Here is a 23,409-nt window from a genome sequence, read left to right on the forward strand (position 1 = left end):
ATGAAGGATGAAATTAGAACGATGAAGAAGATTATCAAAAACGGCATTGTTGTGACGATGAACGAGGCAGGTGATGTCTGGGATCATGGTTATGTGATGTTTGAAGATACAAAGATTCTGGCAGCAGGACCGGAGGAAGAGCTTGAGAAGGCGCTTCAGGCGCTTACTGCGCAGGGGATTTTAAAGGCTGGCGAGATCTTCGAGGAGATCGACGCAAAGCGCGCCATCGTGATCCCAGGCCTCGTAAACACCCACTGCCACCTCGGCATGATCCCGTTCCGCGGCCTCGGGGACGATTGTAAGGATCGCCTGCGGGTGTTCCTGCTTCCGATGGAGAATCAGGCCATGGACGCGGAGATGGCCAGGCTTTCCACGCGATACGCCATAGGCGAGCTGCTGCTCTCCGGTGTGACGACAGTGCTTGATATGTACTATTTCGAGGAAGTTGTGGCGAAGGTCATGGACGAGATGGGGATCCGCGGAATCGCCGGTGAGACGGTGATGGAAAAGGATTCCTGCGACAGTAAGAACGCGGATGAGGCCATCGAGCGTGGAATTGCACTGATCGAGGCGTACAAAGATCACCCGCGCGTTTCCGGAGCGATCACGCCCCACGGAACGACGACCTGCAGCCCGGAGACTTTAAAACGGGCATATGAGGAGGACGTGAAGGCGGGAACCGTATTTACGCTCCATGTGGCGGAGATGGACTACGAGATGACCCAGTTGAGGGAACAGTATAATATGACGCCCATCGAGTTTATGGAGCATATCGGAGTCCTCGGACCGAATACGCTGGCGGCCCACAGCATCCGCACGACGGAACATGACGTGGAGATCCTCGCGAAGCACGGAGCGTCCGTGGCCCACTGTATCGCCTCCAACACGAAGGCCGCAAAGGGCGTGGCTCCGGTGTCCCTGATACATAAGCACGGCATGTCCGTCGGCTTCGGTACCGACGGTCCGGCGAGCGGAAATACGCTGGATCTGTTCATCCAGATGCGGATGTGCGAGAACTTCCACAAAAATGAGCTCCACGATCGCAGCGCGTTCCCGGCAAAGGAGGTCGTTTCCATGGCGACGATTGAGGGAGCAAGAGCGTTAGGACTCGGCGATATCACTGGTTCCATCGAGCCCGGAAAACAGGCGGATCTCGTCCTCGTAGAGACCGACTCCCCAAATATGTTCCCGGTATACGACCCGTATTCGGCTCTTGTGTATAGCGCGATTGCATCGAATGTGAGAGATGTTTATGTTGCGGGTGAGTGCCTCGTAAAAGAAAAGGAGCTTGTCCGTGAGGACTTCGCGAAGATCAGGAACGACCTTCGGGAGAAGATGGAGCGGACAGCGTTTAAGGATATGAAGAATCTGGTGTAGAAGATAGAAAAACGGGGCTGTCGCACTAACGTGCGGCAGCTCATTTCATATTCCCAACACAAAACGCTGAGCTTCGAAAAGCCCGGCGTTCGTGGTATAATCAGTTTATGCGACTAAACAAAATAATACAGAGAGATTATACCTCTTTTTCTCTGTATTATCAAATCAAACTTCCGCTGGATTTAAAGATTTCTATTCCATCTGATGATCCGGTTCGTCTGGTAAGTGCCTTTGTGGAGGAAATGGACCTTTCTGAACTGTATAAAACTTACAGCAGGATCAGAAAAAATCAGGCAACGCCGCGTCAGATGCTGAAACTCGTCATCTATGCAGTAATGAATCGAATCTACTCAAGCAGTGATATCCAAAAGGCATGCAAACGGGATATCAACTTTATGTGCCTCCTGGAAGGAATGCCGGCTCCTGACCATGCAACGATCGCGCGTTTTATCTCCCTGCATTTTTCGGCTTGTGCAAAGGTACTGCTTGCCCAAATGTCAGATCTGCTCTATCTTCTTGGTGAGATCTCAGGAAAGACCATTTTTATTGATGCCACCAAGATCGAGTCTGCAGCCAATAAATATACCTTTGTATGGAAACGGGCTATTACGAAAAATCAGGCCCGGTTATACACAAAACTATCTTCTTTTGTGATTGAATGTGAAGAACTCTATGGAATCAGGACCGTATACCAAGACCGGATATCCATCCACACATTAAAACGGTTAAAGAAGCAGTTGTGCCGCATAAAAGTGCAGGAGGGAATTGTGTTTGTACATGGAATCTGGCGTAGAAAAACACAATTACAGAAATATCTGGAACAGCTGGATCAATATCTGGAGAAACTAAAGGAATATACAAAAAATCTGTATACGCTTGGGGATAGAAACAGCTATTCCAAAACAGACCCTGACGCAACCTTCATGAGAATGAAAGAGGACGCGATGCTGAATGGACAGTTAAAGCCTGCTTATAACATTCAGCATGGAGTGAATTCCGAATACAGCACATGGATCGATATCAGCCCGCACCCTACCGATACACGTACCCTGATCCCGTTTTTGAAAGACATGGAGAATCACCTGGGATTTAAGTATTCAGAAGTCGTTGCAGATGCCGGGTACGAAAGTGAAGAAAACTATCTTTTCATTGAGGAAAACGGACAGACCGCCTATATAAAGCCGCAGAACTATGAGATTTCGAAGACCCGAAAATACAAAAAAGACATCAGTAGAAGGGAAAACATGGAGTACCATGCAGACAGGGACAGCTACATCTGCCTCAACGGAAGGGAACTAACTGTCACAAATGAATGCAGAAGTAAAACAACTAGCGAATATGTCAGTGTAAAAACTTATCCTGAATTATTCACGGAGCAATTTCTAACCTAAACCTTGCACCATGAATTGAAAAAATGATCCATGCAGCCATAACTTCTCTCAATTTGTCAGAAAAAAGGGTATAAAATACCTATGACGAGTTTTTGAGCAATTATCATGCTGTCAAGGTTCGTTGACGGTTGCTATTCCAGCTGTACATTCAGCTTACCTATTGCAGAAAGGGTGTCATAAAACTCTTCTTTATATGGACAGCTGCTACACAGCTTGAATGTGATATATCTTGCTGAATGGACTACTTTTGCAGCAATCTTCAGCAGTTTTAAACGAACGGTATCAATGCGTTGTTTCTGCATTTTTGCTGATAATACCAATCGTCTAAACCAATTAAATATGTTGTAGGCAAGAGCATGTACCTGGACTCTGTTTGCATTTACAATTCTATTGTGACTGCTCACCGCAGAAAAATCAAAACCAGATTTGCTTTCTTTGATGAAGTTTTCCATCAGACCTCTTTTGCAGTAAAATTTGATGAGGTATTCCGGTGAGGAATCCATGTTTGTGACGATAAAGGTATACATGTAAACCATTTGGTTTTCTGGCTTCTCAACCTTGCACACAACGCGTCTTTCATAAGGCCATGGACCAGCTTTGTACATGAATTCACCGTAAACCACAGCGTAGTCTACCTTGTTATTTTGAGTCCGACTGGTAAGTGCATCTGCAAGAAACGACGCTTTTTCACGGAGAACCTTGTTTTCCTTCAGCCGGATGACATAGCTTGTTCCGTTTTCCTCACACTGCTTATAGAGATCAGGAGTTGCAAAACCACTATCGCCGCGAAGCAGGAGATGGATAGTTGGATAATCATTCAGGTACTCGTCGAGAATCGGCTGCAGGAAATCGGTTACACCGGTACAGGAATAAGCCGCTCCATCACGGAGTTGAATTTTTATTAGATCACCAGTGATTCCGTCATAACAGACGAGCGGATGGTAGCCATTACTCTGATAATGGAAGTTAAATGCCCTGCCTTCCTGTTTGCCGTATGCTGCGAGGAGCGTAGAATCCAGATCCAGGATCACGGCCTGAGGCATCTGGATGCTGTAGATCCTTTTTCTGAGTATCCGGCTGATCTCCTGGAACTGCTTTAAAGTGTCTTCATCCATGCGGTTAAAGAATCTTGATACGGTTGGCTGAGATGCTAATGCGGATTTTTCAAGTACAGCTTTAAAAACAGGATCATTGATCAGTTCATCCGAAGCATCATCTTCGAAGTAACCGGCCATGATCATATATATCATCTGGAGAAGGTTATCTTTGTCCGTATGATATCGAAACAATGCAGAATCATTGGTCTTAAATGAACGGTTTAAAAGCCGTTCAATGCCAAGTTTGCTTATGAACTCTTTGATGAGGAGTAAGCCTGCATCGGAGGATAAGTCGCCTCCATCAAAATTTATTTTAATTTGCCTATTGCTTTGAAGTGAAAAGCAATTAAAAGCAATAGGCAATTAAAATACAGTAACTATGTGGCTTTCAGCCACGATTACGGCTTTGCCGTGAATAATTCAGGATAAATATACATAATGCCATTATCATTTTTTTCATCATAAGTTCCTCCAAATTCCGATTTTTGTTCTATTTGCTCCCCGATAAATATGAAGTTATTTGTATTTATCTTTCAGAAAACAGCCAGCTACAGCGATTCCAAATCCAAGAACACCAAGAAAATATTCAAAGAAACTGTTTGCTTTCAAAACAATTCCTAAAAGTATTGTTGCAATGCCCAATAACTCAATCTTAATTTCTTTCATATAAATACCTCCACTACAAAACCCGATTTATCTATTCAATCCTCTATAAACCCTGCATTTTCAAGGCTTTTCGCCAGTGTAATTCTCAACCCTTATGTATTTTCCCTTGTTTTTGCCCTTATGAGCGAAAACAAGGGAAACTTTTTGTTATTCACCGCCGACTACCTTGTCCAGCAGCCTTGCGGAGGTATGCTTCACTTCCCTTGTAGCGTGAGCGTAGATATTCATTGTGGTACTGGCATCAGCGTGTCCGAGAAGCTCCTGCATATCTTTCGGTGCTGCCCCATTTGAGAGCAGATTGCTTGTGAATGTGTGACGAAGCTGGTGGAAATGAAAGTCCTCCAACCCCTCAACCTTTTTCCTTGCCGCTCTGCACATAATCCCTACCGTACTCGGCGATTCAAACGCTCCGTCCGGTCTGAGGCAGACAAAGGATATTTCCTTGTATCCCTCAGGGACTTCTTCCGTTCTCGGCAGACTGTAAACCTCGTAATAAGTACGGTCTTTTTCTTTGACCTCACTGTAATAGTTGAGACTGTACAGTTCTCCGTATCGGAAGCAGTTTTTGTGCTGTTCGGCTTTGGCTGTCTTAAGAATTGCCGCCAGTGTGTCGCAGAAGTCCACAGTACGGATTTTCTTTCGCTTGGTCGCTCCGATCTCCGTCTTAACTCTGTTTATTTATCTGTTTGCATGCAGGAAATTCCATATTTTTGAATCATCTTGAAAAGCATGGATAAAAATTCATCTTTTCCATGTGTCAGGAATTTGAAACTGATCTTGTAAGTACCTTCCCGTGTGTACAGCCGCAGCTTCATCCAATCCGCTTTTTCCGTTTTTTTCACTGCAGCCATTTCGATTCTTTGGATGTTTCTCCAGTAAAGTTCACGTTTTCTGTGCAGTGGGTATTTGATGGTCATTTTTTCCTGTGAATACCGGATATTTGTATTGAGCATCACGACCAGGAACACGATACTGATGACTCCGCAGACAGGTGCAAACCAAAGCGCAAACCTCTGGGAGAAATCACCCTGCAGAAACTGCTGTATGATGCTGTTCTCCGCTGCTGCGGGCACCAGACTTGCCATATAAATCAGGAGAATGCCGATGCCCATAGTTGCCAGAAGATAATACTCGGAGCCATAGCGTAGAATACATTTTTGCGGTTCTTCGTACATATGGGAACAATAGTAGCTGGCAATCTTTTCTGGGCATGTTTTCTTGATTATATCGCAAAATACATCATAATTTACCATTCCGAGCCTTGCGGTAAGAACCTTGGTTCCATCCAGAAGATATAAGTTGACTGCATTGTCAAAGTTACCGTCTACTTTTCGGATTTCCTCCCACTGAAAGGTTCTGGACTTGCGAAAGGGCTTTTCAATCCGGACTTCCCTGCTGTTAAAATAAACGCAGTCCCGACCTGCCACATTCCCGCAGAAAATCAGAAGCATGCAGCTCAAGATTGAGGTTATGACGAGCAGGCTCCACATCAGCCGCGCATCTGCAGGTGCGCCGTCTTTTATGTAAAGTACGAGGAAAAAGGCAACAAAAAGAAGTTGGAATACGCCTACTGCATAAGCGACATACCGTTGTCCTGGCGGCTGGCATAAGATTGCCATCCCTTTGGGGATACGCGCTATCTGCCGTCGGTTTCTTCCTGTGATCAGATAAATGATTTTTGTAGTCAATAGCAAAACCAGCGAAAAGATCAATTTCTCCATGCTTTTTATTCCATCCTTTTCAATCTATATTTGGTATCCTTAAGGTTTTCTTCTAGTATAGAATATCGGATATATGTTCGTCAAGCAACCGGCTGTACCGCATCGTCACCACCGATGTCACGAACACAGTTGCTCCCAATGCGCCGATGACGGCACCGCAGATTCTGAGCGAGACCGAAAAACAAGTTGTGTTCAAAAGGATGCTCGGTGCAGTGCCTTTGTTCCTAACGCCCGCAGCTTGCTGACGCCGGATATGGGGATCGAGCGCAGCTATCTTTCGCCTGCAGAGCCTTGGCGGGATGAGAGCAGGGATGAGATGCTCCGCATGACGCTGCGTGTCGATGGAAAGCCCGACTACACCCTCGTCCTCCCCGCTGATGAGAAATACCTCGACGCTGTGAAAAATTACCTTGATATCGATGTTTTCGCGGATGCCATGCTCTGTGATATTCGCTTCAAGGTGCCTTACATCGGGGATCTGATCCGTGATACGGATTGCCCGCCGTGGAGGATTACAACGATTTTGCCGAAGCCTTGGAGGACATCTGGCAACAGGACGGTGCGCTCCTGACCTACGCCGCCGTGCTGGAGGCGGAGCGGTCGGATACGCTGCGTGGAGCCTGTGAGTTCCTGCAAGACCTGGATAACTACCAGCGCATCACGGAGGATGCCTACGGTTACGGTCAGCAGCGATTGCAGGAAACGCTGGGGCTGGACGATGAAGGCCATCTATGAGCTGGACGGCTACATGGATTTTGAGCGATACGGTCAGGACTGCATGGGAAATGACTGCGTGACAAAAACAGAGTTCGGCCTGCTGCGCCGCTTGGAGCCACCCTTCCCGGAGCAGCGGCAGGGACAGAGGATGATGTAAGCAAAAGCGGCTCGATCCATTTGGAACGAGCCGCTTAATAAGCAGACAAACTTGAATTTTCAAATTAGTCTTTGCAAATAACCTTTGAACCTTCACCGTCAATTACAATTCCCTGACGGTTGTTAATTGGGCATAGATTCAAATCCGAAAATTCAGTCATTATTTTCTCAGTAACTTTCTTAAATGGTGCTGTAAGATAATGCGGAAGAACATAGAAATCAATCAAATCAAGCCCTGCATCATCTTCTTGTGAGTAGTCCTCCGGCTTTTCATCCATTTGTTCAATATATTGGATAGTTGGAGCGCATATAATCGCACCCGCCGATTCACCGATCATCAGTTTTCCCTTTGCCAATTCCTTCTTCAATAGCTCATCCGTTCCCGTTTTACGGAGCTGATCCATAAGGAAGAAAGAATTTCCACCAGTAAAATAGATCACATCCGCATCTTCAAAAACGGACTGTATCGTTAAATAAGTCTCCGTTGAAATATCAATTTCCGTTACGGTTGCTCCCAGTTTATTGAATAGCTTTCGAGCCGAGCCGACATAACCGGTATAGCCTTCACGCAGCGAAGCTGTGGGAATAAATGCGACTTTCTTGTTATCAATTTCTTCTTTTATCAAACTTCCTACACTTGAAAAGTGCGAACATAAAAACAGTTTCATCCATATCCTCCTTAATAAATTCCGATTTGTTACTCACATAATATCATGTTTTTTCTTCAATTACATCTACATAATTTTAATAAACTGCCATTCGGTTTGCTTCTGTAACCAGCGTCCGGTTAATCTTCTCCTGCATTGTTTCCCTTGCATCTTCGTTGAAATGATAACGGATGACAGAGACTGTCCAACTCATCGATACGCTCTTTTGGAATACAAGGCTGTTCGGATATATCCTCAATGTATTAGATATCATCCGCAAAATGGGATTCCAGTATTACTTCCCGCATCGTACATCTCATCCCGGCGCATTGCATTTGACGATTAAACTGCCGGACGAACAATCCTGCCGGTTCATATGCTGACCCGGTGGCTCATTTCACATCACGTTCGCGGTGTCGCATGGCGTAGTCCGCAGGGATCCTGGACAGACTGGAGGGCAGGTCCTCATCACCGTGAATACGAAGCCATAGCTTCAAATGATCCGGGAAACCAGCGTCACCGAGGAAACCAAGACACCAACGTCCACTATTAACAACCATAACCATAATATGTCCTCCTGTGTTATCGAATATTTAATACGAAGCGCCGACTTTCGCAACGCATGCCCCGCTGGCTGCCAAAAATTTTACAGCCAAAATGGGGCGATATTGGAAAAATTTCAAGCCAGATTTTTCAAAAATTTCACGGCTATAATTGGGGGATATTGGAAAAATTCATTTTGGAAAATTGGAGAAAATTTGAGGTAAGATTTGACGGCCTATTTTGGATTTTGGAAAAAATTTAGGAAATGTACAAAATAGCGGCAAATCCGCATGGATAAAGGATTTGCGATAATTTTCTATTTTGGAAATAAAAAAGTAGTTTTGTTCCGGAATATGATTACATGACTGTTGCGAATACGATTGATGAGATTGACAGGAAGATCCTTACTATCAAGCACGCATTGAATCTGACCAATGCCACCGCAAAAGTGCGGGTCGGTGATCAGGAAATGAGCGTTGACGGCATCCTGATCCGGATGGCGCAGCTCAACAAGAGAAAGACGGTGCTTGACGATATGCGCAAGAGACTTCCAAAAACGCGAGTCTATGGTAACTCCTTCGGTTCTTCCGGTTCGGCACCGGAGTATAAGTATATCAACTACGATCCAGAACTGATCCGGCAGGAATATGACCGCATCTCCAATATAATCATGGAAATGCAGATTGCACTGGATCGTTATAATCAGACGGTGCTGTTTGAGGTGGATATCTAAGTAGAATTTCCGTACAGGGCGTAATTCTAACAAAAATTACAAGTGGTTACGGTTCATTGTCATCGCTTATCGGTTATTTGTTATCGGGTTATGTGTTCCGGTTCATGGAGACGACTTTGGAAAAGCATGTCATGCAGATTTTCAAATCACCCTGTAAAAAACCTGTGAGGGATCACGGTGCCAAGGTACGGTTTTCAAGCACAACGTCTGCGGAAGCAATTCCGCAGCCATTTTTCAGTTTGCGCGCCATGGGCGCGCTCTAACGGGTGTAAGTCCCGAACACGCCCAGATAGTGGGAAGTGTATAGCCGAACAGCAAGGGTGTCCATCGCAAGGTGGAATCTGAAGGAAGCTGTAAGCAAATCTCTGGTCCGACGGACAGAAATCACATAGAAGGCTAGGCTGCGAGAGATAAGTTGGCTGAAAGCAACAAAGTCTAATAACTATCACCTTTGTAGTAGCAGAGTAAATGTGGCGGATATATGGAGAGAAAGAGCGTGCACCTTAAGCGTGGAGGTCTCACAGAGGTTTCATTAGCCTAGTAACAACGAACTGTGAGAAGTCAGCCGAGCCCATAGTAGTGAGGAAGTCTCTGTAATGGAGATGGAGCAAAGGGGCGAACAATCAATAAGTTTGAGTATGTCTCGTATTGCAGAGATGACAACATCTGCCGTAACCAATCGGGGAAAGGGTGGTCAAATCAAGCGGGGCGGAAAGGAAAGAACGCATGGACACAAGTAGTCTAATAGAGCAGATACTATCGAGTGATAACCTCAATAGAGCATATCTGCAAGTCGTACGAAATAAAGATGCAGAGGGAGTGGACGGAATGAAGTACACAGAACTCAAGGAACATCTTGCAAAGAACGGCGAAATCATCAAGGAACAGTTGAGGACAAGAAAGTATAAACCTCAGCCAGTACGAAGAGTGGAGATACCAAAGCCTGATGGCGGTGTCAGAAACCTAGGAATACCAACAGTAACAGATAGATTTGTACAACAAGCCATTAGGTCAGTTTACAAGGAACTACACGCAGACCACGAAACGGGGGCTGCTGACAACAAATAAAGGCTGAATATCAAGCACCGGGGAAGTGCGAGATATTCAGCCTGTTTTGTTGTCCGGGGTTTCCAAAGGGGCTTTCCCTTTGGTACACGACTTTGCTTGCAAAGTGTAGTGTGTTATACGCTCTGCCGGCGTTGCTGCGAAAATGCCGTTGCCGCCGGGGAGGGCAAGGGCATTTGAAACGGCAGGAAAACAGGGCTGTGATTGCGTGGCGTGGAGCCGCAAGCGCAAGGCTGGTTTCCTCAGCAGACAGGGCGTATATGAAAACTCCCGTCCTTCTTCCCATGCCGGACTTCGGGACAAAATGTTTCGAACTTGTGGACATACTCCCGCAAAAATTGAAATGGGCGGGAAGCCATTTTAGGGCTTTCCCGCCTTGATTGCCCATCAGCAAAGACGGGCGGGACTGTCAACGGCGGCACATAAAATGTGCCGTTCATCTTGACCGTTGACTGGCTCGGCTGGCTTTGCTATTTTCCAGATAAAATGGTATTCATAGCGCAAATACGCCAAAAATCATTTACTTGTTCAAACTCAATTTTCAAATCTTGCTGAAAATGAGCGAGTAATGTTTGATTGTCCCATTCATATTTCGTATTGTTCCACGAGAGAAATCCCTCCACAAAAATTTTGTGATCAATATGAAATTGTTGAATACATTGCGTCGTTATAGATACGAATTTTTGAACATCGACGGAGGCAAACACACTATCAGGAACACCTGAAAATGCAACAAAAATTGCTCCACCAGAATGTGGACCTCTGTAATAACAATACTTATCAACTAAGCCGCAAGTTACGATAGACAGGTTATGCCCGTTGAATGTATCGTCCAATGTAAATTCTGCTGTCGTTAGTGGCTCTAAATTCCAGCGTTCCCCCACTACTTTTGCGTGTGTGGCTACCTGAATAATTTTCTCGGAAAATCCATTGATATTTTCCCACCCCCACAGCCATGTGTTACTTGATGTTGCCTCGCTTCCGATGAATTGAAGCGGATACTTTTGATTTCCAAAAAGTATTACGCCCTCTGAAAAATCAACATTCCAGTCCTGCCCCTTTACCACCTGCTCACTACAAGCAGTCTGTATTGCTATCATTTTACCTAAGCAAGCTGAAAACACTTGAAACCAATTTTCTGTATCAATATTGAGATGCTCAATCCAAATATTTTTTCTGTTATCCTGTTTTCTGTCTTTGCCCCAAAATCTCATCTGTATTTCCCCCGTAATATATTTCTTTTATTTCCTCCCCCGCTGCGGGTTTGGATTTTTCAGCAAGTCCGACTTCTGTGCAATCTTTTTCAGCCACTTCTTTTCTTCCTCGGACAACTTCTTCAAATTCAATTTAAGCCGCTTACAGATAAATGCCAAAGACGCTTGCTCCGGGTCGCTGCCCTCTTTGGCGGTTTCCTCGGCGGTCTGCAAAAAATCTTCCAGTGGGTTATCCTCCGGGACGCTGAAAAAATCGTCCTTATGTGTTTCCCGCAGGTCGAGGGCTATCTTGTTTATGTCCTGCTGTATCACATAGCGACAAAAGCTGTCATCGTCAATATGGGCGGCGATAAGCTGCCTTAACTGCGGGTCGGTCAGGCCGGGATTGTGCTGCTTCATAATCGTTGCGCTCATGGTATCTACTATGGCGTTTGCGGCCTGCACCTGCTTCACCGCCACGCCGTTCACATAGATTTCAAGGTCAGCCATGAGCCGGGGAAAATCCGGGTGTGTCGCCAGTTCACACAAGAGAGAATTGTCCATCAGCCCGCTTTTCAGCAGCTCAATCATATCATCACTCAAACGCAGGTCTGCAAGCTCGGCGTTTGGGTGATTTTTTGTTTTAGAGCGTCCCAGCAGGTAATCAACGGTCACTTCATAAACCTTTGCCAGATGGATAAGGGCATGGTGGCTGATGTCCTTGAGATCGTCCCCCTCGTAACTGCCTAAAGCAGATTTGGAAAGGTGGGTTTCCTCCGCAAGCTGTTCCAGCGTCAGCCCTCGTTCCACACGCAGGTCTTTCAATCGTTCTTGTATGGATAGTTCCATACTCTCCCTCCTTGTCTGCTTGATAATCTGAAAGTTATTCGCACAATTCCTTACGGATATTTTCGCAGTCTTTCGCCATTTCCAGCATATCTTCATCATCTACCATTTCATGAAGATCATATTCGAGTGGAGAAGCACAGAACTCTGCTAAAGCCCGATTCATTGCTTGATCCTCCTCTGGCGTAGTTATGATTTTTACAAACCTATCTCGTTTTTCCCCATCAAACAGATTTTTTATATTGAACCCACCACTTTTCTTACTCTCAAGAATAAGTGCTGCCAAATCAGTTGCCAAATCAATAGCATAATAAAATTCGTGACATTGTCCCTCCGAATCAATGTATTCTAAATTGGGTGAGATATGGAAATTCCAGTTTAGTTTGCTAAGGCCAGTATCATTGAATATCTCACTCAGAGGTATTTCAGTTTTGCCTTTGTCATAGAGGTAGTCCACCAAGGTCAGGCTATCGTCTGTGCCACCGATATAGTTATACCAATATTTTTTAATATACATTTTATCTCCTCCTTATCACTTCCGCTTTGTCGTTCTGTTTCTTTATTATATCACAATTCCGAGAGCGTGGAAATAGCTTGTTTTCCGGGCTGATTTCCTACCTTTCGGACATACGGCACAGGCAATCAAAAAAGTATACACTTGAGATAGTTCATCGATGGACAGCACCTTGAAAACCAAATGACCGTCCGAAAAGGAACACCCCGGCAGGGGAAGCACCGCAAGGAGCCGACTTCTGGACACTTTGTCCAGAGGTCACTTCGGGAGAACTTGTCCCGAAGCTGTGGGGAGCGTGCCAACGCCGGAACACGCCGCAGGAATGGGGCAGGAAGCCTTTTCGGGGAGAACGGCAAAAGCGAAAAATGGAGGGAGCGCATGAGAGATAACCCCTATAAAGACTTGCCACCGCTGGAACGCAGGCCGGACGGTTCCCTTTACCGCATGACACCGGCGCAGAGGAAACAGGCGGCCAGCCTGATACGCCGGAAGTGCTGCTGCTGTGAGGACGGCAACTGCATTGTCCTTGACGATGGGGACACCTGCACCTGCCCGCAGACGGTTTCTTTCTCGGTCTGCTGTAAGTGGTTCCGCTGGGCGGTTTTGCCGCTGGACGGGACGCTGGAGGCGGAGATTTTCCGGGATAAGGACACGAAACGCTGCGCTATATGCGGACAAGCCTTTCTCCCAAAATCCAACCGGGCAAAATACTGTCCCGGCTGTGCCGCCAGAGTTCACAGGCGGCAGAAAACAGAAAGTGAACGGAAAAGGAGGTCTTGTGTGGACAGTTAGGGGCTGAAAAGTCCTTGATTTACAAGGCTTTACAAGCACAGAACAGGGGCAGGCAATAGAAACTACCGTCTGCCCCCAGAAACAGGCTTCTAACCGTCCACAAAACACGATATGACAAACACCATTTATATCCATCAGCCGGAAAAGGCGGTCAGCTTTACCCGGCTTCCGAATTTCCTTTTTGAAGCCCCCACATTCACACCCCTGTCCAACGAAGCAAAGGTACTGTATGCCTTTATCCTGCGCCGGACAGACCTGTCCCGGAAAAACGGCTGGGCAGATGAATATGGGCGGATTTACCTCTACTATCCCATCAACGAAGTAGTGGAGCTGCTCCACTGCGGGCGGCAGAAGGCGGTCAACACCCTGCGGGAACTGCAATATGCCGGACTGGTGGAAATCCAGAAGCAGGGCTGTGGAAAACCCAATCGCATTTACCCAAAATCCTATGAAGCGGTTCCAAACACCGACTTCAAGAAATCCAGTTATGGAACGCCGGAGGGCTGAAAAGCGTACCTGACAAGTACGAAAATCAATCCTCTTGAAGTACGAAAACCGGACGGAAGATAGAAATACAGAGATTAAAACGATTTTATTTATATCAATTCCATTCCAATCCTATCAGAGCTATTTCCGGCGGGATTTTCCTGTGGAAAAGTCCCGGAAAGGAAAGGAACGGGGAAAGGAGTTTATGGCACAACACGCAATTTTGCGGTTTGAGAAACACAAGGGCAACCCGGCAAGGCCGCTGGAAGCCCATCACGAACGGCAGAAAGAGCAATACGCCAGCAACCCCGACATTGATACCAGCCGAAGCAAATACAATTTCCACATCATCAAGCCAGAGGGCAGGTACTATCATTTTATTCAAAACCGTATCGAACAGGCCGGTTGCCGTACAAGGAAAGACAGCACCCGGTTTGTCGATACGCTCATTACCGCCAGCCCAGAGTTTTTCAAGAAGAAGTCGCCAAAGGAGATACAGGAATTTTTCCAGAGGGCGGCTGATTTCTTAATCGGGCGGGTAGGCCGGGAAAATATCGTGTCGGCGGTGGTACACATGGACGAGAAAACGCCCCACCTGCATTTGACCTTTGTTCCGCTGACAAAGGACAACCGCCTGTGTGCAAAGGAGATTATCGGCAACCGGGCAAACCTGACAAAGTGGCAGGACGATTTTCACGCCTATATGGTGGAGAAATATCCTGACTTGGAGCGTGGGGAAAGCGCCAGCAAGACAGGCAGGAAGCATATCCCCACCCGTCTGTTCAAACAGGCGGTTTCCCTCTCCCGGCAGGCCAGAGCCATTGAAGCCACGCTGGACGGCATTAACCCGCTGAATGCCGGAAAGAAAAAAGAGGAAGCCCTCTCCATGCTGAAAAAGTGGTTCCCACAGATGGAGAATTTCTCCGGGCAGTTGAAAAAATACAAGGTCACAATCGATGACCTGTTAGCGGAAAATGAAAAGCTGGAAGCAAGGGCCAAAGCCAGTGAAAAAGGCAAGATGAAAGATACGATGGAACGGGCAAAGCTGGAAAGCGAGCTGAAAGACATTCAGCGGCTGGTAGACCGTATCCCGCCGGAGGTGCTGGCAGAGCTGAAACGGCAGCAGCGACACACAAGGGAACGGTGATTGATGGCAGAAAACATTTCACGCCGCAGCATGGCGGCACTGCACTTTGAAAATTAAATACGGAGGTACTATGGAGCATATCAGATACAAGAAAGAAACCGAAGTCGTGACTTTTCAGGGAAAGGAAATCACGCTGGAAAATCTCTCCCCGGTGTTCACGCCGGAGCAGGAAGCGGCAAAACGCCGGGAGCTGGAACAGCAGCTTTATGAGGTGTTCCGCAAGTATGCCGACAAGCGGCAGAGTGAGGAAGCCGGGGCATAAGATTTTCCGAAGCCATCGTTGATTTGCGGGGCTGCTGGCGGTATAATAAAACTGTCAGCAGCTCCGTTTCTTTTTTAAGAAAAGGAGCGACAATATGAATAATCGAATAGACGCAATCTATGCAAGACAATCGGTAGACAAAAAGGACAGCATTTCCATTGAAAGCCAGATTGAATTTTGCAAATACGAGTTGAAAGGCGGTAACTGCAAGGAATACACAGACAAAGGGTACAGCGGCAAGAACACAGACCGTCCGAAGTTTCAAGAACTGGTGCGGGACATCAAGCAGGGCTTAATTGCAAAGGTCGTGGTTTACAAGCTCGACCGTATCAGCCGTTCCATTCTGGACTTTGCCAACATGATGGAGCTGTTCCAACAGTACAATGTAGAGTTTGTGTCCTCTACGGAAAAGTTTGATACCTCCACCCCGATGGGGCGGGCGATGCTGAATATCTGTATCGTGTTCGCCCAGCTTGAGAGAGAAACCATACAGAAGCGGGTAACGGACGCTTACTATTCCCGCAGCCAACGAGGTTTCAAGATGGGTGGAAAAGCCCCTTACGGCTTCCATACAGAGCCGATCAAGATGGACGGTATCAACACAAAAAAGCTGGTGGTAAACTCGGATGAAGCGGCAAATATCCGGCTGATGTTCGAGATGTACGCCCAGCCCACAACCTCCTACGGGGACATTACCCGGTACTTTGCCGAACAGGGGATTTTATTCAACGGCAAAGAGCTGATACGCCCCACGCTGGCGCAGATGTTACGCAATCCTGTCTATGTGCAGGCAGACCTTGATGTGTACGAATTTTTCAAAAGTCAAGGGACGGTCATTGTCAATGACGCTGCCGATTTTACAGGCATGAACGGCTGCTATCTGTATCAAGGGCGGGATGTGAAGCCCAGCAAAAAGAACGACTTGAAAGACCAAATGCTGGTACTGGCTCCCCATGAGGGCATTGTTCCCTCCGACATCTGGCTGACCTGCCGTAAGAAGCTGATGAACAACATGAAAATCCAGTCTGCCCGGAAAGCCACCCACACATGGCTGGCGGGAAAAATCAAGTGCGGGAACTGCGGGTATGCCCTTATGAGTATCTTCAATCCCTCCGGGAAGCAATACCTTCGCTGTACGAAACGGCTGGATAACAAGAGTTGTCCGGGGTGCGGGAAAATCATCACTTCGGAACTGGAAGCGGTTGTTTATCAGCAGATGGTAAAGAAACTGGCAAGCTACAAGACGCTGACAGGCAGAAAAAAAGCGGCAAATGCAAACCCGAAAATCGCCGCCCTGCAAGTGGAGCTTGCCCATGTGGACGGCGAGATTGAAAAACTGGTGGACAGTCTGACGGGCGCAAACAATGTGCTACTCTCCTATGTGAATGTGAAGATAGCAGAACTGGACGGGCGCAAGCAGAACCTTCTGGCGAGGATAGCGGAACTAACGGTGGAAGCCATTAGCCCGGAACAGGTCAGCCAGATTTCCGGCTACCTCGACACTTGGGAGAATGTATCTTTTGACGACAAGCGGCGGGTGGTGGATTTGATGATTACCACCGTTGCCGCTACAAGCGACAGCTTGAATATCACATGGAAAATCTGACGGGCGGAACCCCTCCCGTCAGATACCTACTCTGTGTAGTCCCTTGTAAACTGTACTTTGCGCAGGTATTAACACCAATCTATGAGGAACAGTTCCATGACCAAAGTTATGGATTCAGACCGAATAGATGTGCACAACAAGCAATCCTAACAGCACTTGATATGATGAATGACGGTAATGACTGGATTGTAGACATCGACATGGAAAAGTTCTTTGACACAGTAAATCATGACAAGCTTATGACTATCATAGGCAGAACCATTAAAGATGGAGATGTCATATCTATCGTTAGAAAATACCTTGTCAGCGGAATCATGATAGATGATGAATATGAGGATTCCATTGTGGGGACACCACAAGGAGGAAATCTCTCGCCATTATTGGCAAACATCATGCTGAATGAACTTGATAAGGAAATGGAAAAGCGAGGGCTTAACTTTGTACGATATGCGGATGACTGTATTATTATGGTCGGAAGCGAAATGTCTGCCAACAGAGTCATGAGAAATATTTCACGATTCATTGAAAAGAAGCTAGGGCTCAAAGTCAACATGAGCAAGAGCAAGGTAGATAAACCACAAGGACTTAAATACCTTGGATTCGGTTTTTACTTTGATTCAAGAGCGCATCAGTTTAAGGCGAAACCACATGCAAAATCGGTAGCAAAGTTTAAGAAAAGGATGAAAGAATTCACTTGTCGTAGTTGGGGTGTCAGCAACAGTTATAAAGTAGAGAAGCTTAACCAGCTCATTAGAGGGTGGATTAACTACTTCAAAATAGGAAACATGAAAACACTCTGCAAACAATTAGATTCAAACATTCGTTACAGACTTCGTATGTGTATATGGAAACAATGGAAGACACCACAAAATCGTGCAAAGAACTTGATAAAACTTGGAATTAACAAATATACAGCATGGAAAGTTGCATATGCAGGGGATAGGATTGCCTATGTATGCAACAAGGGTGCTATGAACGTTGCAATAAGCAATGAGAGACTAACCCGATTTGGATTAGTCTCAATGATGGATTACTACGCCGAAAGGTGTGTTACTTGCTAAGTTGATTGAACCGCCGTATACGGAACCGTACGTACGGTGGTGTGAGAGGTCGGGAAAATTTATTTAATTTTCCCTCCTACTCGATTAGTAAGAAGGATTTCGGCATGAAGCCAACAGATCGCTCAGGCGATGCCGAAGGGGAACGCAGAAGCTCCCAGGCAAAAGGACCGGTTTCGGACGACGCTCCGAAAAGGCTGGGCGGCAGCGCCCGACCACCGAAGGTGCAACCTCCCAAAGCGGAGGGAATCTCTCAGGTAACTCAACGGGGCACAAAACCGTAAAGGGCGGTTTTGTGCCCTTTTTTGCTGTCCTAAAAAAGAAACGGAGGAGCGGTATAGCCATCACTCCGAGGCGATGTCGAGACCGGCGTCCCCACCTCCGCCGGGGACGGAGATCTCCGCCTCGCCCGCGATCTCGCTGGCGGTCTTTTCTTCGCCGTTTTTTTCCTCCCCGTCCTCAAAGAGGGAGTCGTACTTCTCGCCGTCTCCCTCTTGCAGCATGGCCGCGGTCTTGGCCGCCATGTAAAGCTCGTGGTTGTATTCCATCAGCCGCTGTTCATCCTCCGGAGGGACTTGGCCGCCGGAGGCGATGCGGTGGTAGATCTCCAGCATCTTGCCCATCTCCTCTGCGGCCTTCGACAGAGCATTGCCCTGCTGCTTTGCAACCTCGGCGTTGTGGATGGCAGTCTCCCGCTCGATGATGCTCTCCATCACGCCCTGGGCCTCGTTGTATTGCGCGTCCACGGCGGACAGTTCACGGGAGATCTCCACACGATCCACATTGGGCGCGCCGCCCTGCTGGCAATTTTTGAGCGCCTGCGACAGGTCGCGTTTCCGTGTCCACAGCGTATCCATCTGCGCGGCGTATGCCTTCTTCGCATCTTGAATTTTCATTGCGGAACCTCCTGTCTAAATGTTTTTCATATCCTTATTATCGGCAGAAAAATGTTTTTCATATCCTTATTATCGACAGAAAAGGGTCCGGATTTAAGCCGGAGCACGGAAAACAGGGCAAAAGCTTAACTGATCGTGGGCAAGACCACTGCCGGACCGCCCTTCCTCGACAAGACATTGTGGGAACAAACGCTCCGGTTGAAACCGAGAAGGGGAGAGAACATCATGAAAAAAGCGAATCGTGGTCCAAAACTGTGAAAGAACAGAACGTGGAGTCATTGGGCGTACAAATTTAAAATTCCTCTACACCGAAAAATCGCAGTTGGGAACCATGATCCATATCCATACTTATAATAGGTTGATGCAAGGCATAGAGTAATGGTGAAATATCGAAGGAAATCTTGCGACGCTGTTTCAAGTGTGGTAAGATAATACTATACATTATTAGTTCCAAAAAGTTGATAAGTGGGCATTGCCCCGAGATCGATATGATCAGGGGATGCCTACAGAAGGGCTTTCCCTGTTTATATAAAATATCACAGAGAAAGTGAGGAAGATGCACGGATTTTGAAAAGAAACATCAGGAAGATCTGCAAAGACTCAGAGGTTTCCGCTTATTGGATGATGACTTCATGACGAAAGTATTTGAAGATATCCAGTGTGCGGAACTGTTGCTTCGGATCATCCTGAACGATGAAAGCATCAACGTTCTGGAAGTACACAGTCAGCGTGGCATCAAGAACTTACAGGGCCGGTCCGTAAGACTGGACATTCTTGCTATCGATAGTCATGGCCGTGTATTTAATGTAGAGGTTCAGCGGAGTGACAAAGGTGCTGGCGCGAAGAGGGCCCGATACAACAGCGCATTGATTGATGCGAATGTCACCGAACCAGGTGATTTGTATGAGGCTCTGAATGAGACTTTCGTAATCTTCATTACAGAAAATGATGTTATGAAAGCAGATCTCCCAATCTATCATATTGATAGGGTTGTAAAGGAAACTGGGAAATTGTTTAAGGATGAGGCGCATATCATATATGTGAATTCCCAGATTAAGGATGCTTTTAGCGAAAACCAAAGAAGAGAAAAAACATTTTCGACTTGGGGTCAGTGGAAAAATGATCCTCAACATCGCAATACCAATCGCAATTATTCTGATTATCCTAGCAATCATCATCACCTCAATGGTCGTCAATACCATTCGTGCCCTGCAAAACAAGGACATCGAAAGCCAGATGGATGCGGTTTCGAGCCAGGTCACACAATATTTTGATCCTTTCTTCGTCAGCGGATAGTTTATCAGCGACCGGCCTTCGGTGCGGCAGATCATGGCGCAGATGGAGCAATCGCCCGCAACTTACCGGTTTGAAATGTCGCCGCTTTACCAGCAGGTGTTGCGCGATTTGCAATATGCCGACACGGTCGGCGGGGAAACCGTGCAGGGCGTCTGGCTGGCCGGGGTGAAAAATAACCAGTTTATCCAGTCGAACGGATACGTCACCGACGCTTCGTTTGACATCACCGGACGCATCTGGTATCAGCTTTTGAAGCAAAATCCGGGCGAAAACATCATGACACCGGCGTATACGGAGCTCTCTACCGGCAATCTGGTCGTGACCGTCGCCATACCATACAACAATGCGGCCGGGGAAATGATCGGCGTGGTCGGCCTTGACCTGTCGCTGGACACTCTGAAAGAATATTTCAGCCAAATCAAGATCGGTGAAAACGGTTATATCACCTTGTACGATTCGTCGCAGAATATCATCTACCACCCGGACAGCACGAATCTGATGAAAAACCTGAAAGACATTCCATATTCAGACAATATAAAGCAACCGCTGGAAAACAACCGAAGCAGCGAGGTGATCAAGTACCAGCGCGATGGCAAGACCTATTATGGCGGCACCTGTTTTATTGAGCGGTACTACTGGACGGTTCTGGCTTGTATGACCGGCAGCGAGTACATGCGGCAGATCACGATGATCTTTGTCATTCTGGCAATCGGGTTCCTGCTGTGCATCGTCATTACCTCGCTTATTTGTCTGTTCCGAACCCGTGCCCTGGTCAGACCCCTGCGATTGATCGGTCAGGTGGCTCAGAAATTTGCCGAGGGCAATCTGAGTTCGGACATCGAACGCCAAACCAACGACGAGATCGGCGATCTGGAAGAGGTCTTTGCGCATACGCAGGCCAGTCTGAAAAGGATCATTTCGGATATTGCCTATGTACTGGGTGAAATCTCGAACAAAAATCTCACCGCCCAGACCTCGGCGCTTTATCGCGGCGACTTTGTACAAATCCAGCAGTCGCTGCACGGCATCACCGATGCGATGAAAGAAACCATGTCGCAGGTGCGCACAGCAGCCGGCCAAGTCGACGCAGGCGCCAATCAGGTGGCCAGCGGGGCACAGGCGCTGGCGCAGGGTTCGACCGAGCAGGCAAGCTCGGTGCAGGAGCTTTCGGCATCGGCTTCGGAAATCTCGCAGAAAATCTCGTATACGGCAGAGCAGGCTGAACATGCCAACGAGCAAAGCAAGTTTGCGGGTGAAAAGCTGGGAATGTGTACCGACAAAATGCACGATTTGGTATCGGCCATGGGCGAAATCAAGCAGACATCCGATACCATTCGGGGCATTATCAAGACCATTGACGACATTGCGTTCCAGACCAATATCCTAGCGCTCAATGCAGCTGTGGAAGCGGCTCGCGCGGGTGCAGCTGGCAAGGGCTTTGCCGTGGTGGCTGACGAAGTGCGCAACCTAGCCGGAAAATCGGCTGAAGCTTCCAAGAAAACTCAGGAACTGATCCTCAATTCGATTGAAGCGGTCAACAAGGGCAGCTTGCTGGCCAGTGATACGGCATCGGTTCTGGAAGAAGCGTCGGCCTACGCCGAGCAGTTCATTACTGCGGTCATGGAAATTTCTCAAAATGCGACAAAAGAAGCCGAAGCGATTGCCCAGATTACGCAGGGCCTCAATCAGGTTTCTTCGGTTGTACATACCAACTCGGCAACGGCAGAAGAAAGCGCGGCGGCCAGTGAAGAACTTTCCGGACAGGCAGCCATGATGCAGTCGCTGATTAGCGCCTTCCGCATTGACGAGACGCCCTCTGTGGAGCCGATTGCAAAACCGGCATCCGAAATGGGCTTCACCAGCGATTATGATCTGAAATATTAAAAAATGAACAGCACCCCATTTTTAGTACAAGTATTTTACCATACTTGTCTAACAAATGGGGTGCTGTCCACGTTTCGGCGCTGGGATTTTCCCACTATTTTGAACTTTTTACTTCAATATCTGATAAATTTAGTATGTCGAGCAACTCATTTCTAAGGGCATCCGCATTGTACATGCCGTGTTTCAATGCTCTATAAGATTTTGTTATATAATTTATATTACCTAACACGATGGATTTCAATTGTCCACTTGTAGTAATGGTTAAATAGAGTTCCATATCACTAAGTTTTGCTTAACCACTTTATATCCTCTGTCTGATGATACTCCCTTATCTCGATCTGACCATGTGCTTTTTCCTGGGTTTTTTGTAATTACCTCTTTCACGGATCTCTTTTGGGAACTCTTCGTCTGAAAAGTATTCTTGTACATCTTCATACAGACTGTTTTGATTTCTCTTCAATGCCAGCACATAGTCTGCCCGTTTTTTCTTTATTTTCTTCGCTATTGCAGTCTGCGTTCCCATTGCATCGATTGTTACGATCTGGCCTTTTATCTGGATCTTGTCCAGCAATTCCGGGATCGCTACGATCTCATTGCTTTTTTCTTCAACTGCTTTTTGACCAAGGCAAAACCATCCTCCTTACTCCATGCTGATACAATGTGGGCCGCCTTCCCATCTCCTCTTTTATTGGAACGCATGGTTTTTCCATCGATACAGATGATCTTCTTCAGCAGTTCCCCATCGTCCTGATTTAAACGATCCTGCCATTTTCCATAGAGCTGCTGCAGGATTTCTGGTGATATCATTCCCATTACGCGTCTTATTGTATCATGAGATGGTATTCCGTTTTTTAACTCTATATATTTGCGAAGATAATCCTGATAATTTTCTGCAAATAATGCCATTTCTACCCAGTCATCTGCATTTGCTAATGTTGCAAACAACACAATAACAAGAATGTCCTTTAATGTATGACGAACTTTTCTTTGCTGACGATCATCTTTTATGTATTCCAGCCAATCTAATAATTCCTGCATGTATCAACGCCCCTTTTCTTTTAATTTTATCAGAAAAGGAGCGTGTTCACAATTTATTTACTCATGCGTTTGTCGTGGGTTTCCAGTCTGAAAAATATACCTGGCACAAAAGTCAAGAAGGTAATAAAATTGGAAAAGACGAATATCGGCGGCGTTGCCAAGATGGATAATTTTGCGAGATTCTCTCTGGTGGGTCTGGAAGATTGCCCCGGTGTTGCTTTTAAGGTATTTTCGCTACTGAGCCGTCACAATGTAAATGTGGATATTATTTTGCAGTC

At 46.7% G+C, this 23,409-nt stretch carries 26 protein-coding genes, 1 pseudogene and 1 riboswitch; of the genes and pseudogenes, 14 read left to right on the forward strand and 13 right to left on the reverse strand.

All coding sequences use genetic code 11. The annotated features are described in order from the left end of the window. Positions 1 to 21 precede the first annotated feature (21 nt). Together DWY84_RS03205 and DWY84_RS03210 are read left to right on the forward strand one after the other, a co-directional pair. Complete coding sequence (locus tag DWY84_RS03205; protein WP_118530786.1) at positions 22 to 1,377, forward strand: amidohydrolase; 1,356 nt, start codon at positions 22 to 24, stop codon at positions 1,375 to 1,377. Between the two features lie 107 nt (positions 1,378 to 1,484). Next, positions 1,485 to 2,768, forward strand: coding sequence for an IS1182 family transposase (locus DWY84_RS03210; RefSeq protein ID WP_347560751.1), 1,284 nt, complete (start codon positions 1,485 to 1,487; stop codon positions 2,766 to 2,768). A gap of 131 nt (positions 2,769 to 2,899) precedes the next feature. On the opposite strand, the gene DWY84_RS03215 is transcribed toward DWY84_RS03210, so the two are convergent. The 4 genes and pseudogenes from DWY84_RS03215 to DWY84_RS03225 all read right to left on the reverse strand — a co-directional run bounded on the left by DWY84_RS03215 (position 2,900) and on the right by DWY84_RS03225 (position 6,252). After that, positions 2,900 to 4,222: an IS1380 family transposase gene (locus tag DWY84_RS03215; RefSeq protein ID WP_118530821.1), complete on the reverse strand. Its 1,323-nt coding sequence runs from the start codon at positions 4,220 to 4,222 to the stop codon at positions 2,900 to 2,902. 159 nt (positions 4,223 to 4,381) lie between these two features. Continuing rightward, the gene (locus DWY84_RS17330) at positions 4,382 to 4,531 is read right to left on the reverse strand and encodes a hypothetical protein (RefSeq protein WP_182434904.1); all 150 of its coding nucleotides are present in this window, start codon (positions 4,529 to 4,531) and stop codon (positions 4,382 to 4,384) included. Positions 4,532 to 4,678: 147 nt separating this feature from the next. Next, positions 4,679 to 5,206 (reverse strand): annotated as a pseudogene (locus DWY84_RS03220) (tyrosine-type recombinase/integrase); the annotation flags it as partial. Further along, positions 5,206 to 6,252, reverse strand: a complete 1,047-nt coding sequence (locus DWY84_RS03225) for a hypothetical protein (RefSeq protein WP_147354263.1) — start codon at positions 6,250 to 6,252, stop codon at positions 5,206 to 5,208. The gene DWY84_RS03225 and the pseudogene DWY84_RS03220, both read right to left, overlap by 1 nt. Before the next feature lie 504 nt (positions 6,253 to 6,756). On the opposite strand from DWY84_RS03225, the gene DWY84_RS03230 reads away from it, so the two are divergent. After that, a complete protein-coding gene (locus DWY84_RS03230) occupies positions 6,757 to 6,987 on the forward strand; it encodes a DUF6329 domain-containing protein (RefSeq protein WP_118530789.1) in 231 nt (76 codons plus the stop codon). Then, positions 6,971 to 7,126 carry a hypothetical protein gene (locus tag DWY84_RS17335; RefSeq protein WP_015552627.1) on the forward strand — a complete coding sequence of 52 codons (156 nt, stop codon included), beginning with the start codon at positions 6,971 to 6,973 and terminating at the stop codon, positions 7,124 to 7,126. Before DWY84_RS03230 ends, DWY84_RS17335 begins: the two co-directional genes overlap by 17 nt. Positions 7,127 to 7,190: 64 nt before the next feature. On the opposite strand, the gene DWY84_RS03235 is transcribed toward DWY84_RS17335, so the two are convergent. The 3 genes from DWY84_RS03235 to DWY84_RS17340 form a co-directional block, all read right to left on the reverse strand. Continuing rightward, a complete protein-coding gene (locus DWY84_RS03235; protein ID WP_118530790.1) occupies positions 7,191 to 7,793 on the reverse strand; it encodes a Type 1 glutamine amidotransferase-like domain-containing protein in 603 nt (200 codons plus the stop codon). 76 nt (positions 7,794 to 7,869) lie between these two features. Then, positions 7,870 to 7,986 (reverse strand): hypothetical protein, encoded by a 117-nt coding sequence (locus DWY84_RS03240; RefSeq protein WP_117469316.1) that lies wholly within the window; start codon positions 7,984 to 7,986, stop codon positions 7,870 to 7,872. Positions 7,987 to 8,164: 178 nt separating this feature from the next. Further along, the gene (locus tag DWY84_RS17340) at positions 8,165 to 8,332 is read right to left on the reverse strand and encodes a hypothetical protein (RefSeq protein ID WP_182434905.1); all 168 of its coding nucleotides are present in this window, start codon (positions 8,330 to 8,332) and stop codon (positions 8,165 to 8,167) included. 344 nt (positions 8,333 to 8,676) lie between these two features. On the opposite strand from DWY84_RS17340, the gene DWY84_RS03245 reads away from it, so the two are divergent. Both DWY84_RS03245 and DWY84_RS18030 read left to right on the forward strand, forming a co-directional pair. Then, on the forward strand, positions 8,677 to 9,048 hold the full coding sequence (locus DWY84_RS03245) for a hypothetical protein (protein WP_182434906.1): 372 nt from the start codon (positions 8,677 to 8,679) through the stop codon (positions 9,046 to 9,048). Positions 9,049 to 9,876: 828 nt separating this feature from the next. Further along, positions 9,877 to 10,116: a hypothetical protein gene (locus DWY84_RS18030; protein ID WP_347560752.1), complete on the forward strand. Its 240-nt coding sequence runs from the start codon at positions 9,877 to 9,879 to the stop codon at positions 10,114 to 10,116. 467 nt (positions 10,117 to 10,583) lie between these two features. On the opposite strand, the gene DWY84_RS03265 is transcribed toward DWY84_RS18030, so the two are convergent. Genes DWY84_RS03265 through DWY84_RS03275 form a run of 3 tightly spaced genes read right to left on the reverse strand, consistent with a single transcriptional unit; the run spans position 10,584 to position 12,669 of the window. Continuing rightward, positions 10,584 to 11,327, reverse strand: a complete 744-nt coding sequence (locus tag DWY84_RS03265) for a DUF6882 domain-containing protein (RefSeq protein WP_118299181.1) — start codon at positions 11,325 to 11,327, stop codon at positions 10,584 to 10,586. 27 nt (positions 11,328 to 11,354) lie between these two features. Further along, positions 11,355 to 12,155 carry a helix-turn-helix transcriptional regulator gene (locus DWY84_RS03270; protein WP_118299180.1) on the reverse strand — a complete coding sequence of 267 codons (801 nt, stop codon included), beginning with the start codon at positions 12,153 to 12,155 and terminating at the stop codon, positions 11,355 to 11,357. A 34-nt stretch (positions 12,156 to 12,189) separates the two neighbouring features. After that, the gene (locus DWY84_RS03275) at positions 12,190 to 12,669 is read right to left on the reverse strand and encodes an imm68 putative immunity domain-containing protein (protein WP_020225661.1); all 480 of its coding nucleotides are present in this window, start codon (positions 12,667 to 12,669) and stop codon (positions 12,190 to 12,192) included. A 375-nt stretch (positions 12,670 to 13,044) separates the two neighbouring features. Between DWY84_RS03275 and DWY84_RS03280 the strand changes: the two genes are divergently transcribed. The 6 genes from DWY84_RS03280 to ltrA all read left to right on the forward strand — a co-directional run bounded on the left by DWY84_RS03280 (position 13,045) and on the right by ltrA (position 18,020). Further along, positions 13,045 to 13,458: a cysteine-rich VLP domain-containing protein gene (locus tag DWY84_RS03280; protein ID WP_118530793.1), complete on the forward strand. Its 414-nt coding sequence runs from the start codon at positions 13,045 to 13,047 to the stop codon at positions 13,456 to 13,458. A gap of 111 nt (positions 13,459 to 13,569) precedes the next feature. Further along, complete coding sequence (locus DWY84_RS03285) at positions 13,570 to 13,965, forward strand: replication initiator protein A (protein ID WP_025494568.1); 396 nt, start codon at positions 13,570 to 13,572, stop codon at positions 13,963 to 13,965. 184 nt (positions 13,966 to 14,149) lie between these two features. Then, a complete protein-coding gene (mobV, locus tag DWY84_RS03295; RefSeq protein WP_118530823.1) occupies positions 14,150 to 15,091 on the forward strand; it encodes a MobV family relaxase in 942 nt (313 codons plus the stop codon). A gap of 70 nt (positions 15,092 to 15,161) precedes the next feature. Beyond that, entirely contained in the window at positions 15,162 to 15,353 is a 192-nt protein-coding gene (locus DWY84_RS03300; RefSeq protein WP_002566025.1) for a hypothetical protein, read from the forward strand. 94 nt (positions 15,354 to 15,447) lie between these two features. After that, entirely contained in the window at positions 15,448 to 16,959 is a 1,512-nt protein-coding gene (locus DWY84_RS03305; RefSeq protein ID WP_118530794.1) for a recombinase family protein, read from the forward strand. Continuing rightward, a complete protein-coding gene (ltrA, locus tag DWY84_RS03310; RefSeq protein WP_118530795.1) occupies positions 16,947 to 18,020 on the forward strand; it encodes a group II intron reverse transcriptase/maturase in 1,074 nt (357 codons plus the stop codon). The genes DWY84_RS03305 and ltrA overlap by 13 nt, the downstream gene beginning before the upstream one ends. Positions 18,021 to 18,195: 175 nt before the next feature. Beyond that, a riboswitch (glycine riboswitch) is annotated at positions 18,196 to 18,296 on the forward strand. A 65-nt stretch (positions 18,297 to 18,361) separates the two neighbouring features. Here the strand turns inward: ltrA and DWY84_RS03315 are convergent. Beyond that, positions 18,362 to 18,913 (reverse strand): hypothetical protein, encoded by a 552-nt coding sequence (locus DWY84_RS03315; RefSeq protein WP_118530797.1) that lies wholly within the window; start codon positions 18,911 to 18,913, stop codon positions 18,362 to 18,364. Positions 18,914 to 19,545: 632 nt separating this feature from the next. Between DWY84_RS03315 and DWY84_RS03320 the strand changes: the two genes are divergently transcribed. Continuing rightward, positions 19,546 to 20,187 carry a PD-(D/E)XK nuclease family transposase gene (locus tag DWY84_RS03320; RefSeq protein WP_243024732.1) on the forward strand — a complete coding sequence of 214 codons (642 nt, stop codon included), beginning with the start codon at positions 19,546 to 19,548 and terminating at the stop codon, positions 20,185 to 20,187. Positions 20,188 to 20,212: 25 nt separating this feature from the next. Continuing rightward, a complete protein-coding gene (locus tag DWY84_RS03325; RefSeq protein WP_347560754.1) occupies positions 20,213 to 22,093 on the forward strand; it encodes a methyl-accepting chemotaxis protein in 1,881 nt (626 codons plus the stop codon). Positions 22,094 to 22,421: 328 nt separating this feature from the next. On the opposite strand, the gene DWY84_RS17680 is transcribed toward DWY84_RS03325, so the two are convergent. Together DWY84_RS17680 and DWY84_RS17685 are read right to left on the reverse strand one after the other, a co-directional pair. After that, the gene (locus DWY84_RS17680; RefSeq protein WP_243024733.1) at positions 22,422 to 22,664 is read right to left on the reverse strand and encodes an ISAs1 family transposase; all 243 of its coding nucleotides are present in this window, start codon (positions 22,662 to 22,664) and stop codon (positions 22,422 to 22,424) included. An 11-nt stretch (positions 22,665 to 22,675) separates the two neighbouring features. After that, complete coding sequence (locus DWY84_RS17685; protein WP_243024734.1) at positions 22,676 to 23,131, reverse strand: ISAs1 family transposase; 456 nt, start codon at positions 23,129 to 23,131, stop codon at positions 22,676 to 22,678. Between the last annotated feature and the right edge of the window lie 278 nt (positions 23,132 to 23,409).

It is taken from the genome of Clostridium sp. AF27-2AA (assembly GCF_003478505.1).
GTDB lineage: Bacteria > Bacillota > Clostridia > Lachnospirales > Lachnospiraceae > Brotaphodocola.

Excerpts from the sequence above, each read along its gene's own strand:
- DWY84_RS03300 (WP_002566025.1), top strand. The coding sequence starts at position 15,162 with ATGGAGCATATCAGATACAAGAAAGAAACCGAAGTCGTGACTTTTCAG.
- DWY84_RS03285 (WP_025494568.1), top strand. The coding sequence starts at position 13,570 with ATGACAAACACCATTTATATCCATCAGCCGGAAAAGGCGGTCAGCTTT.
- DWY84_RS03280 (WP_118530793.1), top strand. The coding sequence starts at position 13,045 with ATGAGAGATAACCCCTATAAAGACTTGCCACCGCTGGAACGCAGGCCG.
- DWY84_RS03240 (WP_117469316.1), bottom strand. The coding sequence starts at position 7,986 with ATGAGTTGGACAGTCTCTGTCATCCGTTATCATTTCAACGAAGATGCA.
- DWY84_RS03270 (WP_118299180.1), bottom strand. The coding sequence starts at position 12,155 with ATGGAACTATCCATACAAGAACGATTGAAAGACCTGCGTGTGGAACGA.
- DWY84_RS03235 (WP_118530790.1), bottom strand. The coding sequence starts at position 7,793 with ATGAAACTGTTTTTATGTTCGCACTTTTCAAGTGTAGGAAGTTTGATA.
- DWY84_RS03245 (WP_182434906.1), top strand. The coding sequence starts at position 8,677 with ATGACTGTTGCGAATACGATTGATGAGATTGACAGGAAGATCCTTACT.
- DWY84_RS17330 (WP_182434904.1), bottom strand. The coding sequence starts at position 4,531 with ATGAAAGAAATTAAGATTGAGTTATTGGGCATTGCAACAATACTTTTA.
- mobV (WP_118530823.1), top strand. The coding sequence starts at position 14,150 with ATGGCACAACACGCAATTTTGCGGTTTGAGAAACACAAGGGCAACCCG.
- DWY84_RS17685 (WP_243024734.1), bottom strand. The coding sequence starts at position 23,131 with ATGCAGGAATTATTAGATTGGCTGGAATACATAAAAGATGATCGTCAG.
- DWY84_RS18030 (WP_347560752.1), top strand. The coding sequence starts at position 9,877 with ATGAAGTACACAGAACTCAAGGAACATCTTGCAAAGAACGGCGAAATC.
- DWY84_RS17340 (WP_182434905.1), bottom strand. The coding sequence starts at position 8,332 with ATGGTTGTTAATAGTGGACGTTGGTGTCTTGGTTTCCTCGGTGACGCT.
- DWY84_RS03210 (WP_347560751.1), top strand. The coding sequence starts at position 1,485 with ATGCGACTAAACAAAATAATACAGAGAGATTATACCTCTTTTTCTCTG.
- ltrA (WP_118530795.1), top strand. The coding sequence starts at position 16,947 with ATGGAAAATCTGACGGGCGGAACCCCTCCCGTCAGATACCTACTCTGT.
- DWY84_RS03205 (WP_118530786.1), top strand. The coding sequence starts at position 22 with ATGAAGAAGATTATCAAAAACGGCATTGTTGTGACGATGAACGAGGCA.
- DWY84_RS03305 (WP_118530794.1), top strand. The coding sequence starts at position 15,448 with ATGAATAATCGAATAGACGCAATCTATGCAAGACAATCGGTAGACAAA.
- DWY84_RS03265 (WP_118299181.1), bottom strand. The coding sequence starts at position 11,327 with ATGAGATTTTGGGGCAAAGACAGAAAACAGGATAACAGAAAAAATATT.
- DWY84_RS03275 (WP_020225661.1), bottom strand. The coding sequence starts at position 12,669 with ATGTATATTAAAAAATATTGGTATAACTATATCGGTGGCACAGACGAT.
- DWY84_RS17335 (WP_015552627.1), top strand. The coding sequence starts at position 6,971 with ATGAAGGCCATCTATGAGCTGGACGGCTACATGGATTTTGAGCGATAC.
- DWY84_RS03315 (WP_118530797.1), bottom strand. The coding sequence starts at position 18,913 with ATGAAAATTCAAGATGCGAAGAAGGCATACGCCGCGCAGATGGATACG.
- DWY84_RS03320 (WP_243024732.1), top strand. The coding sequence starts at position 19,546 with ATGACGAAAGTATTTGAAGATATCCAGTGTGCGGAACTGTTGCTTCGG.
- DWY84_RS03225 (WP_147354263.1), bottom strand. The coding sequence starts at position 6,252 with ATGGAGAAATTGATCTTTTCGCTGGTTTTGCTATTGACTACAAAAATC.